The sequence below is a fragment of the Niastella soli genome (genome assembly GCF_017742245.1).
GTDB classification, from domain to species: Bacteria; Bacteroidota; Bacteroidia; order Chitinophagales; family Chitinophagaceae; genus Niastella; species Niastella soli.
In genome coordinates this window covers 172485-185099 of record NZ_JAGHKO010000010.1, presented here as the reverse complement: position 1 = coordinate 185099, position 12615 = coordinate 172485, and the positions used below count along the sequence as shown (strand labels likewise).

Sequence of the window (12615 nt, the reverse complement as noted above, 5' to 3'; positions counted from 1 at the left end):
TTAAATTCGTGATATGCAATTCCAACTTACCGAAGAACACCTAATGATTCAAAAAGCCGCCCGCGATTTTGCCCAAAACGAGTGCTTGCCAGGGGTAATTGAACGCGACGAGCATCAGAAATTTCCCCGGGAGCAGATCTTAAAGCTGGCCGAGCTCGGCTTTATGGGTATGATGGTGAGTCCTGATTACGGCGGCGCCGGTATGGATACCATCAGCTATGTGCTGGCTATGGAAGAAGTGAGTAAGATAGACGCCAGTGTAAGCGTGGCTATGAGTGTAAACAATAGCCTGGTTTGTTGGGGACTGGAAAAGTTTGGATCAGAAGAACAAAAACAAAAATACCTGGTACCATTGGCGCAGGGCCGCAAAAACGGCGAACTGCATATTGGCGCCTTTTTGTTAAGCGAGCCGGAGGCTGGCAGCGATGCCACTTCACAACGGACATATGCTGAAGATAAAGGGGATCATTATATCCTGAACGGTACCAAAAACTGGATCACCAATGGTTCCTCTGCCTCTACTTACCTGGTAATGGCCCAGTCGGACATAGCAAAGGGCAGCAAAGGCATCAATGCCTTTATTGTTGAAAAAAGCTGGCCTGGTGTGGCTGTAGGCGCCAAGGAAAACAAACTCGGCATCCGCGGCAGCGATACCCATACCATTACTTTTACCGACGTTAAAGTGCCAAAAGAAAACCGCCTAGGTGGCGATGGGTTCGGTTTTACCTTTGCGATGAAGACCCTTGCCGGTGGCCGTATTGGCATTGCCTCACAGGCATTAGGTATTGCCAGCGGTGCGTATGAACTGGCTTTAAAATATTCAAAGGAAAGAAAAGCCTTTGGTAAAGAGATCATGCATCACCAGGCCATTCAGTTCAAACTGGCCGATATGGCTACCCGCATTGAATGCGCCCGTTTATTGTGTTTAAAATCTGCCTGGGAAAAAGACCAGCATCTCGACTATACATTAAGTTCATCTATGGCCAAAGTGTTTGCGAGCGAAACAGCTATGTGGGTTGCCACAGAAGCGGTGCAGGTACACGGTGGATATGGATTTGTAAAAGAATACCACGTTGAACGGCTGATGCGCGATGCCAAGATCACCCAGATCTATGAAGGCACCAGCGAAGTACAACGCATTGTAATAAGCCGGTCGATATTAAAGTAGTGGCATAATTATTTACCAGCATAACCTATACCTTTGCGGCGACAAGAGGGTATAGGTTTTTTTATTGAATAAACAGAACAACAGATGGCCGTAAATACAAAAGCATACCTGGAAATAAATGAGCAATTACAGTCGCAACAGGTTACACTGGTTGCCGTATCTAAAACCAAGCCGGTAAGCGATATCCAGGAATTGTATGACCTGGGACAACGTGATTTCGGCGAGAACTATGTACAGGAACTGGTAGAAAAACAGTTGATCCTGCCAAACGACATCCGCTGGCATTTTATTGGTCACCTGCAATCGAATAAAGTTAAATACATAGCCCCGTACGTGCATTTGATACATGGGGTCGACAGCTACAAATTATTACTTGAGATAGATAAACAGGCCAAAAAGCTGGACCGCACCATCAATTGTCTGTTACAGGTGCATGTTGCCGAGGAAGAAACCAAATTCGGTTTTAATGAACTGGAATTAATGGAGGCTATGGAAGCTATTCATAAGTATAAACTCTTAAACCAGCTTCAGAACGTACAGGTGGCCGGGCTAATGGCTATGGCTTCCAATACGGACAATACCGAGCAGATCAGCAAGGAGTTCGCCTATCTTAAAATGCTGTTCGATCATTTCGCCACCAAACCAGGCAATGATCAATTCAGGACTTTATCGATGGGTATGAGTAGTGATTATCAGTTGGCAATAGCCGAAGGCAGCAACCTGGTACGAATAGGCAGCCTGTTATTTGGTACCCGCCAATAATGGCTTATCGGTTTTTCGGGATGATTCGTCGGAGATTTATATGCAAACATCGAATTGATTATGACCACGGCATCCCACTGTATATCTTTGACTTACATAATTAAATAGTGTTTTTCATAGGTTATTGATTAATGGTAAAGGGCTGTTTCTACAGCTCTTTTTTTTTATACCCTCCTGAGCGCGTGTCCGCCTTTGGCGGAAAGTTGAAGCTCCCTCAAAAAAGGCATTTCATCAAGGAAATGCAACCTTACCTGTAACAGGTTATCCCGCCCCGATTTAGTATATTTAATTTGATGTATGAGAACCGCTGGTTTTATACAACGTTATTACCTGCATCACTGGTTGGGGTGGGGAGTGCTGTTCTTCGGCTGGCATTTTTTCCGCTACCAGGATTACCCCGCCGGTAAGGGATGGTATATCACCTTTGTAAAAGTGGCTGACCTGGCCCTGCTGGTATACCTTACCAACTACCTGCTTATTCCCCGCTTTTTGTATCGGAAAAAATATGTGTTGTTTGCCTGTTTATTCATAGCGCTTGTTTTTACGGGCAGCGTTGGAAAAATGTATGTAGAAGCTGACCTGTTAAATACTTCCTTCGATATCTGGGACCGGTTCAAGGTGCGGGTATACGATAATGTGATCCCGCACTTTTTGCTGGTCAGCGCCGGTGCCGCCATTAAGTTACTGGCTGATCATGCAAGGGCGCAGCGGCGATTGGGGGAAATGGCCAAAGAAAAGGCCGAGACGGAACTGAGTTTTCTGAAATCACAGATCAACCCGCATTTCCTGTTCAATTCATTGAACACTATTTATTTTTTAATAGATAAACAGAACACGGAGGCTCGCACCACTTTGCTGCAAATGAGCGACCTGTTGCGATACCAGTTGTACGATTGTAATAACCCTACCATAGAAATAGAAAAGGAGGTGCATTACCTGCAAGATTATGTGCGACTGCAGGAATTACGTAAAGACAAGCAGTATGAAGTTGGCATTGAAGTAGGGGACCAGGTAAAAGGATTTCTTATCACCCCCTTATTGCTGATACCATTTGTTGAAAATGCGTTCAAACACCTTTCACATTATAGCCATGAAAAAAACTTTATCAGGGTAAACCTGCAACGGCAAAACGGAACGCTTACGTTGACGGTGGAAAATTCTAAGGACGATCAGCCGCGAAACACAGAACCTACAGGCGGCATAGGGTTAAGTAATGTAAGACGCAGGTTGGAATTGTTGTATCCCGGCCGGCATACCTTACAGATAAAGAACGAGGTACATACTTTTAAAATTGAACTCAATCTGCAAATATCATGATGTTACAATGTGTAATAATTGATGATGAGCCAATAGCCCGTAAAGGGCTGAAGGAGTATATTCAGGACGCCCCATTCCTGCAGCTGGCCGGCGAGTTTGATAACCCATTAAAAGCAGCTGAGCTGTTGATGAAGGAAAAAATTGACCTGTTGTTCCTAGATATTCAAATGCCAAAGATGACAGGCATAGAGTTCCTAAAGAGCTTGTCGCACCCGCCCATGGTAATATTTACCACCGCCTATCCCCAATACGCGGTGGAAGGTTTTGAATGGAATGCCATCGATTATTTGTTAAAGCCATTTTCGTTTGAACGTTTCTGGAAGGCAATAGTAAAAGCCCGCAGTATGCAGGAGGCCATTGCGCGGCCAGTGCCCACTACCACAGAACCCGATCACTTTTTCATTAAAAGCGATAATAAACTCATCCGGATCGCCTATGAGGATGTTTTGTTTATTGAAGCCCTGCAAAATTATGTGGCTGTGTACACAAATGGTAAGAAATATATTACCTATCTCACATTTCACAGCATAGAAAGCCATTTACCAACAGGAAGGTTCATCCGAACTCATAAATCTTACATCGTATCGGCCTGTAAAGTAGAAAGCATTGAAGGCAATGAGATCACCATTGGCAGCTATCATATTCCTATAAGCAGAACAGAACGGGAAACTGTTTTGCAACAGTTGATACAGAACAGATTATTGCGTAGATAACGGCTCAAACCCAATAGGGGCTTCATATTACCGGAATATTATTTTAGTCACAATGCACACGATCGGGTTACCTTTCTCCGTTTTTTGTATAAATTTGCGTAGGAATTAAACATTCTTTTTAACCCCTCCCGTTCAACGCTGCTTGTCTTTCTTGTTAATCAATAGCTTGCCCAGTATCTAAACGATTTGCTTTCATATTATTAAATTTTGTAAAACAAAAATGAATATGAAAACAATCATGCTTAAAGCTTTTTCTTTAGTAAAGAAAACCGCTTTCCTGTTGCTGGTGCTGTCAATAACCTATGTATCTGCAACAGCCAACACTTCCGATTCAACACGTGAAGATGATGAGAACGCCTCTGTATCATGCCTGAAAATGGAAGAAGGCCAGGTTTATTTTAATGTAAAGTTTGAAAACGCCGATGGTGGCCGATTCGACATCCTGGTAAATGATATCAATGGCGATAACCTGTACCGTTCTACTTTTGCCGGAAAGAATTTCAGCAGAATATTCAGAGCTCCGGTTGAAAATGGTAAACTGGTGATCATCATCCGTGATGGTAAAGGCAGCCGCAAATTTGAGTTGACCACCGAATCAAAAATGGTTCAACAGATCCTTGTAAAAAGAATGTAGTTCAATCATTGATCAGTAACGGGCACTTTGTCATTCCTGTCCTTAGTTTCATTCCGGTTTATCGGAATGAAACTCACCGGAAGGGAAAGCCCGATCTACTCCTCGTTTTGGACTACCAGTAGGCCTCCTTTTAAAAAATATTCCCTCCCTGTGAGAACTATCCATTTGGGTCCCCACTTACACGCCAGAATTACGTAAATTTGCCAAATTCAATTTATTGAGTTATGGCAGAGATCAACACACCGGAAGAAAAAAGTCTGAATTTTTTAGAAGAGATCATTGAAGAGGACCTGAAATCGGGCAAGTATACCAGCATAGCAACCCGTTTTCCTCCCGAACCCAATGGCTTTTTGCATATTGGCCATGCTTCGAGCATCTGTTTAAACTTCGGGCTTACCAAAAAGTACCCAGGGTATACCAACCTCCGTTTCGATGATACCAATCCCGAAACAGAGAAAACAGATTATGTGGAGAGCATAAAAGCCGATATCCAGTGGCTGGGTTTTGAATGGAAGAATGAACTGTATGCTTCCGACTACTTCGACCAGATGTATCAATTTGCCGTTACTCTTATCCAGAAGGGCCTGGCGTATGTGGACGACTCTACCTCCGAAGAGATCCGGGCTATGAAAGGTACGCATACTGAACCTGGAAAGGACAGCCCTTACCGCACCCGCTCTATTGAAGAAAACCTGGACTTATTTACGCGCATGAAGAACGGGGAATTTCCAGATGGTTCCCGTACCCTGCGTGCAAAGATCGATATGACGCATACGAATATGCTGATGCGCGACCCTATCCTGTACCGGATCAAACGTGAACATCACCACCGTACTGGTGACAAATGGTGTATTTATCCGATGTATGATATGGCGCATGGTCAAAGCGATTCCATTGAGCAAATAACGCACTCCATTTGTACCCTGGAGTTTGTGCCCCATCGTGAGCTGTACGACTGGCTGATTGATAAACTGGGTATTTATCCCTCGCATCAGTACGAGTTTGCCCGCCGCAATATTAATTACACCGTAACCAGCAAAAGAAAACTGCTGCAGCTGGTGGAAGATAAATTTGTAACTGGCTGGGATGATCCCCGCATGCCAACTATTTCCGGCCTGCGCCGCGCAGGTTATACCCCCGAAAGCATTCGGGAGTTCTGCGATCGGATAGGCATAGCCAAACGCGAGAACATGATCGATGTGTCATTACTCGAGTTTTGTGTACGTGAACACCTGAACAAGATCGCTCTGCGCCGCATGGTGGTGTTTGATCCTTTGAAAGTGGTGATCACCAATTATCCGGCCGATGGGACGGTTGAAATGGTAAGAAGCGAAGACAATCCCGAAGATCCCAATACCACCTACCGTGAAATTCCTTTTACGCGCGAATTATATATTGAGCGGGAAGATTTCATGGAGAACCCGCCCAAGAAGTTCTTCCGACTGGCGCCAGGTCAAATGGTACGTTTGAAAAGCGCTTACATCATTCAATGTGATGAGGTGATCAAAGACAGCAATGGTAACATTACTGAAATTCGTTGTAGCTATCTGCCCGAAAGCAAAAGCGGCGGCGATTCCTCAGGTATTCATGTGAAAGGTACCCTGCACTGGGTGAGCGTTGCACAGGCTATTAGCGTTGAATTACGCCTGTACGACCGCCTGTTCCGGGTAGAAGATCCTACCAGCGAAGAAGGCGATTTTAAGGATTATATCAATCCTAATTCTTTACAGGTGATCAGCACCGCTTTTGCGGAACCTGCTTTGAAGAACATCCGTTTCAGCGACCGTTGTCAGTTTTTACGCAAAGGCTATTTTTGTCTTGATAAAGACACCAGTGAAGACAAAATGGTGTTTAACAGAACGGTTACCCTGAAAGATACCTGGGCGAAAGAACAGAAGAAAGGGCGATAAGTTGACACGTTAACACGTAAATAAATTTTTAAGACCTGTGAGGTGCTGCTTTTGAACCTGAACTGATAGATGGTTCGTCAGCACCTTACAGGTCTTAATTTTTGAATTTAATTACACCTTTTAAAGCGTAAGGTGTTTATAAGAATTTTCTTCGGGAGGTTCTGGTGGAGGGTCTCCAAAAATATAGAAACCGTTATTCAATAAAACATAACGTTTAATTGAATTTTTTTGCATGAGATTTATCAATTGAATGAATTCGCCATAAGTTGATTTATCTGAAAATACTACTTTAATTACCTGAGTGGTGTCGTGGTAAAACATTAGTTTCTGTGCTTCTTGGCCAATGAATGCAAGCTTTTCGTCATTGAACGAATGATTGTCATCAAGATATACCGTGTTTATCTTTTTCTTTTTTAAATAGGGGCGAACCCATTCCTCTTTGGGTATAAAAAATCTGATCTCAGGTTGCCTGTTTATAACGGGTAGGGAAAAGATATAATAAAACAGCACGGGTATCACCAACAGGCTTATAATGCCGGGAATATAGAACAGCTTAGGGCGCTTCATGATCTATAAGATGAATGCCCATGACTATTCCATAAAGGTTTCTCTACTTCTTACTCCCCACTGCTTTTGCATAATCAAATACCAAATTGCAAAACGCCTTTACCCCCACATCGAGCCGGCTGTCGTCGATATAGAAATCAGGAGTATGGTGAGGCGGCGCTTTTGATTTATCGGCGCCCTTGGGCATACCGCCGAAATACACAAAAAAAGAAGGCGCTTTTTCGCCGTAATAAGAGAAGTCTTCTGAGCCGGTAACCCATTCCCGCTCTCTTACATTTTCTTTACCGGCTGATCTTTCCAGCGTAGGCACCATCATTTTTACCAGCGTCGGATCGTTGTAAGTTACCAGCGTTTTGTTCTCAAATATAACTTCCGCTTTAGCACCCATCGCTTCCGCAATGGTAGTAGCCATCTTCTCTATGCGGGCAAATGTTTCTTTTTGCATTTTACTATCCAGTGTACGGATGGTGCCTTGCAGTACTGCATCCTCGGGAATAATATTGGGCCGTACACCGCTATGGAATTTACCTACGGTAATGACCACGGGCGCTTTGGTAAGTTCCGATTGACGGCTCACAATGGTTTGCAGGGCATTAATGATCTCTGTGCCTACTACAATAGGATCAATACCTTTCCAGGGTTGGGAGCCATGACTTTGTTTTCCTTTTATATTTATGGTGAACCAGTCGGAAGAAGCCATAAACGCGCCTGACTTGTATTCGAAATTACCCACTTCAATATCGGATTCAATATGCATTCCAAATACAGCATCCACCTTAGGGTTATCCATGCAGCCTTCTTTTACCATTAAAGGGGCACCACCTTCTTCAGTACCGGGCGGACCTTCTTCTGCCGGTTGAAAAAAGAATTTAACGGTGCCGGGCACTTCTTTTTTCAAGCCTGCCAGAACTTCGGCAGCACCCATTAACATGGCCACATGACTGTCGTGCCCGCAGGCATGCATAACGGGTACGGTATCGCCCATGTATTCTGCACGCACTGTTGATTTAAAGGGGACATCCACTCTTTCTTTAACCGGCAATGCATCCATATCGGCCCTTAAAGCCACCACAGGGCCTGGTTGCCCGCCTTTTAATATAGCCACCACCCCTGTTTTGGCAATACCGGTCTGTACTTCAAGCCCCAGTTTTTTTAAATGATCGGCAATGTATTGGGCGGTTTGGTATTCCCGGTTGGAGAGCTCAGGATGCTGGTGTAAATATCTGCGCCATTCAATGACTTTGGGTAGAACGGCCGCGGCACGTTGGTCGACTGCGGCGGGTTTATTCTGTTGTGCCTGCACGGTGGTGATAAGGATTAAAATAACAGGTAGTAATAGCCATCGGGTTGGTTGTAACTGCATGCTGGATGATTTTACTGAATGTAGAAAAAAAATATGAGTTACCCGCTCAACTAAACATATGATTTTTAAACTACTTTATATAGCGTTTATCTTGTTTATAAAGCCTTGATGCACATACATGTAATAACTACATATATTTTTCGTTTAATAAGCGTTTTAACCCCGAAAACTGTCCTGAGATGCCCGTTCCTGTTATGAAAACCGCCACTGCCGGTGGCAGGTCAGCATGGTCTATGTCTGTAGGTAAGCATGTATGCAGTGTATTACTACAGGCGTTTATAGCCGTTCCCTGTCTATCTCAAACAATAGGTAACTGGGCATTCTCCAATACAACTTCAGGTACCGGCGGTACCTACAATACAGTTTCTGTAGCCGATTTTAGTGCAGCTATACCTACAAAAGCATATAATGGCGGTACTGTGTATTATGGTGAAGGCGGCTGGCCTGCTGGCGCGCTTGATCCCAGCGCTTACCTGGAGTTTACTATTAGCCCTAATACCGGTTACCAGCTCGATCTGTCGAATATTGTTTTGACTATGCGACGTAGCACAACGGGCACCGCTGCTGGTTCAGGGCCTACGTCCTGGAGCCTGCGTTCCAGCCGGGATGGCTATGCCGCAGATCTTAGCTCAAACAGTTTAACAACCGGCATGCAGAATTTTACGGTTACGTTAGGCAGTAGCTTTTTGCAACTGTATACACCCGTCACTTTTCGATTGTATGGGTACAATGCTGTTGTAACAACTGGCGGCCTCAGTCGTGTGGTGGTGGATAATATCAGTATCCAGGGCATCGGGAGTACCTTGCCGCTCACCTTCACAGGGGTGCAGGCATTGCGTAAGAACGATAAAATGGTTTCGCTGAAATGGCAGATGGTCAATGTAGGGGAAGGGAATGTATTTAATGTGGAGCGGTCGCTGAATGGGACTGATTTTACAACCATCAATAGGTTTACCCAACAGGATGACCAATTAACTGCCTCTTTTCAGTATGAAGATAACCAGGCGCCTGGTAATGTACCTGCTATTTATTACCGGATCAAAATAAATGAACCAAGTGGCTGGACTTATTTCTCCTGGCTGGTTAAGGTTAACAATGCCACCCCAAAACAGCTGGTGATCAATTATGCAAATGCTACCAGTCAATCGCTGGTAACGTCGTTACAGGTCCCTGAAAAAGGATCGTACCAGCTGTCTGTGGTAACCATGAATGGCGCGTTATTGCAACAGCGATCATTGGAGCTTGAAACCGGGGTGCAGGTTTTCACTTTACCTTTACAAACGTTGTCACATGGAACGTATGTGGTACGGTTGGTAGGTAAAGAAGGGCAGAGTAGTAAGAAGTTTGTTTATTAATAAGAAGTAGCTTAACCCATTAGTTATTTAGTTTGTTAGTTCTTTAGTTTTTGAGTTCTAAACTAACAAACCAAATAACTAAATAACTTACTTGTATTCCCCAAACACCTCCCGTAAAGTATCCGCTATCTCCCCAAGTGTACACTTTTGCTCAACGGCTTCAATAACGGTGGGCATAATGTTTTCGCCGGCAGTTGCTTTATCAGAAAGACCCTGTAGCACCTGGTCGCATTTGGCCGGGTTGCGGTTATTGCGCAGGTGGGCTAATTTCTGAGTTTGGATCTGACGGATGGAGTCATCAATTTTGAAAACAGGAGTGGTATCTTTTTCTGTGGTTTGAAATTTGTTAACGCCTACAATGATCTTTTCGCCGTTCTCGATCTTGCGTTGATACTCGTATGAACTGCGGGCAATAGCATCCTGGATGAATCCTTCTTCTATGGCCGATACGCTGCCGCCCATGGCATCGATGGTAGCTATCAATTCATAGGCCTTTTGTTCTATTTCGTTGGTCAGCGACTCTATATAGTAGGAGCCAGCCAATGGATCAACCGTATCGGCTGCACCGCTTTCGAAAGCCACGATCTGCTGGGTGCGTAAGGCAATGCGGGCCGCTTCTTCTGTAGGCAGGCTCAATGCTTCATCAAAGCCATTGGTATGTAACGATTGGGTGCCACCCAACACCGCAGCGAGCGTTTGCACGGTAACCCGCGCAATATTGTTTTGTGGTTGCTGCGCCGTTAAAGTACTGCCTCCGGTTTGGGTATGAAAACGCAACATCATGGCCCTGGGATCGGTAGCCCCCAGTTCTTTCATCATGTTGGCCCACATCCGGCGGGCAGCCCTGAACTTGGCTATTTCTTCAAACAGGTTGTTGTGTGCGTTAAAAAAGAACGACAACCGGCGGCCAAATACATTGATGTCAAGTCCTTTTTCCAGGGCAGCCTTTACGTAGGCCTTGCCATTACTTAAAGTAAAAGCAATCTCCTGTACAGCCGTGCTGCCGGCTTCGCGAATATGATAGCCAGAAATAGAGATGGTGTTCCATTTGGGCAGTTCCTTGCTGCACCATTCGAATATATCGGTAATGATGCGCATGGAAGGCTTGGGGGGATAGATATAAGTGCCCCTTGCCGCATATTCTTTCAAGATATCGTTTTGAATGGTGCCGGTGATCTTGTTCAGATCAGCGCCCTGTTGTTTGGCCAGGGCTACGTAAAAAGAAAGCAGGATGTATGCAGTGGAATTGATGGTCATGGAAGTAGATACCTCTTCCAGCTTAATGCCTTTGAAAAGGGTATGCATATCCTCGAGGCTGTCGATGGCCACCCCCACTTTGCCAACTTCCCCTTCGGCCAGGGCATGATCGCTGTCGTACCCGATCTGGGTGGGCAGGTCAAACGCCACGCTCAAACCCATTACGCCCTGTGAGAGCAGATAGTGATACCGCTTATTACTTTCTTCTGCCGTGCTGAAGCCGGCATATTGGCGCATGGTCCATAGTTTACCCCGGTACATATCTTCCTGTACGCCCCGGGTAAACGGGAACTGGCCAGGCATTTCAGATTGGCTGGAAGCCGGTACATCTGCCGGTGTGTACACTTCTTTTATTTCAATGGCGCTATCGGTAGTTACTTTCTTTGACATGTAGTTTTTGTTGGACTTATCTTCCTATGACATTAATTTCTTGGCTTCATAGCTAAGTACGTCTGCTACAACGTTGTGCAGCGATGCTTTGGGCGATTGCATCAGCATTTCCAGAATGCTGCGGCTAAGGTCCTGGCCAGTGGCTTCTGCGGGCAAAAATGAAGCTATCTGGTTAATGATCATTATGTTTTGGTCCTTCAGGTTACGTACGGCCTCCCATGATTCGTGCGATACATAGATCTGTTGGGTCACATTGTATTCAAACTCAGTGCGAATGGTTTGGGTTAACAACACCTGCATATCGCGGGCGGTCAATCCGGCTCCCGGGGTGCGGCTGATGACATTGGTCAATGCAATCCGGTCAACCAGTAAGATCAGGCGTTCATAGGCTTGTAACTGAAGGGGTTGGGTAGGGGGAGGCGCTGTTTTTGCCTTCTCGTGTTGTGCCAGCAGTACTTTGGCCTCTTTACGTTGTTTCCAGAACAAATAAGCCAACGCCCCGCCAAGGATAAGGGCTATTGAAATTGAAATTACCATTTCAGTGGTACTGAGCATTTATTAGGTTTTAGGTGAACAAAAATACAGTTCTTAATACTAAGTTGTTAAAAAGCAATGGGAAGGCTTAGAAACGAAGAATAGACCGGGATAATTGTTTGGGAGCACAGGTTTGCAATCATTGCCCTTACATATTTGTTAACCGATATCCCCAGGCTTGCCGGTGCCCGGCATCCCTTTTTATTGTAAATTTGCCTCATAAAATTGATGTAAGTATGGAAATGACAACGGCCGTTCCTGTGAGCTTTACCGCCGGCGCCCTGGCTGAGATCCATCGTCTGATGAGCGCCCCCGAGTTCGATATCACCCAATTTTTGCGTGTTGGCGTAAAAGGGGGTGGTTGTTCCGGTCTGTCGTATGTGCTGGGTTTCGACGACAGACAAGCCGATGATGTTGAATTTGAATTTGAAGGCCAATCCTTCATCATGAATAAATCGCACGCCATTTACCTGATGGGGATGCAAATTGACTGGGCCAATGGCTTAAATGCCCGCGGCTTTACTTTCAATAATCCCAACGCCAGCAAAACCTGTGGTTGCGGTACTTCTTTTGCGGTTTAAATGAACCAGTAACATAATAAAAACTGATTGTTTGGGTCCGCCATTGGCGGACCCTTGCTTTTGT

12 protein-coding genes are annotated in these 12615 nt (G+C 45.0%); 8 read left to right on the top strand and 4 right to left on the bottom strand.

Going from position 1 to position 12615, the window contains the following annotated elements; all coding sequences use genetic code 11:
• Positions 1-13: 13 nt before the first annotated feature.
• The 6 genes from J7I42_RS25075 to J7I42_RS25050 all read left to right on the top strand — a co-directional run bounded on the left by J7I42_RS25075 (position 14) and on the right by J7I42_RS25050 (position 6504).
• Positions 14-1168 (top strand): acyl-CoA dehydrogenase family protein, encoded by a 1155-nt coding sequence (locus J7I42_RS25075; RefSeq protein ID WP_209141629.1) that lies wholly within the window; start codon positions 14-16, stop codon positions 1166-1168.
• A gap of 84 nt (positions 1169-1252) precedes the next feature.
• Positions 1253-1930, top strand: a complete 678-nt coding sequence (locus J7I42_RS25070) for a YggS family pyridoxal phosphate-dependent enzyme (protein WP_209141628.1) — start codon at positions 1253-1255, stop codon at positions 1928-1930.
• A gap of 297 nt (positions 1931-2227) precedes the next feature.
• The gene (locus tag J7I42_RS25065) at positions 2228-3247 is read left to right on the top strand and encodes a sensor histidine kinase (protein ID WP_209141627.1); all 1020 of its coding nucleotides are present in this window, start codon (positions 2228-2230) and stop codon (positions 3245-3247) included.
• On the top strand, positions 3244-3960 hold the full coding sequence (locus tag J7I42_RS25060; protein ID WP_209141626.1) for a LytR/AlgR family response regulator transcription factor: 717 nt from the start codon (positions 3244-3246) through the stop codon (positions 3958-3960). The genes J7I42_RS25065 and J7I42_RS25060 overlap by 4 nt, the downstream gene beginning before the upstream one ends.
• 226 nt (positions 3961-4186) lie before the next feature.
• Positions 4187-4594 carry a hypothetical protein gene (locus J7I42_RS25055; protein ID WP_209141625.1) on the top strand — a complete coding sequence of 136 codons (408 nt, stop codon included), beginning with the start codon at positions 4187-4189 and terminating at the stop codon, positions 4592-4594.
• Positions 4595-4818: 224 nt separating this feature from the next.
• Positions 4819-6504, top strand: coding sequence for a glutamine--tRNA ligase/YqeY domain fusion protein (locus J7I42_RS25050; RefSeq protein ID WP_209141624.1), 1686 nt, complete (start codon positions 4819-4821; stop codon positions 6502-6504).
• Between the two features lie 120 nt (positions 6505-6624).
• Here the strand turns inward: J7I42_RS25050 and J7I42_RS25045 are convergent, their stop codons facing one another.
• On the bottom strand, positions 6625-7071 hold the full coding sequence (locus J7I42_RS25045) for a hypothetical protein (RefSeq protein WP_209141623.1): 447 nt from the start codon (positions 7069-7071) through the stop codon (positions 6625-6627).
• A 43-nt stretch (positions 7072-7114) separates the two neighbouring features.
• A complete protein-coding gene (locus J7I42_RS25040) occupies positions 7115-8434 on the bottom strand; it encodes an amidohydrolase (RefSeq protein WP_209141622.1) in 1320 nt (439 codons plus the stop codon).
• 179 nt (positions 8435-8613) lie between these two features.
• Between J7I42_RS25040 and J7I42_RS25035 the strand changes: the two genes are divergently transcribed.
• Positions 8614-9789 carry a T9SS type A sorting domain-containing protein gene (locus J7I42_RS25035; RefSeq protein ID WP_209141621.1) on the top strand — a complete coding sequence of 392 codons (1176 nt, stop codon included), beginning with the start codon at positions 8614-8616 and terminating at the stop codon, positions 9787-9789.
• A gap of 87 nt (positions 9790-9876) precedes the next feature.
• Here J7I42_RS25035 and J7I42_RS25030 read toward each other — a convergent pair whose 3' ends face one another.
• Positions 9877-11436 (bottom strand): acyl-CoA mutase large subunit family protein, encoded by a 1560-nt coding sequence (locus J7I42_RS25030; protein WP_209141620.1) that lies wholly within the window; start codon positions 11434-11436, stop codon positions 9877-9879.
• Between the two features lie 24 nt (positions 11437-11460).
• Positions 11461-11991, bottom strand: a complete 531-nt coding sequence (locus tag J7I42_RS25025) for a DUF7935 family protein (protein WP_209141619.1) — start codon at positions 11989-11991, stop codon at positions 11461-11463.
• A gap of 215 nt (positions 11992-12206) precedes the next feature.
• Between J7I42_RS25025 and J7I42_RS25020 the strand changes: the two genes are divergently transcribed.
• Positions 12207-12551, top strand: a complete 345-nt coding sequence (locus J7I42_RS25020; protein WP_236065579.1) for a HesB/IscA family protein — start codon at positions 12207-12209, stop codon at positions 12549-12551.
• The last annotated feature ends 64 nt before the right edge of the window (positions 12552-12615 follow it).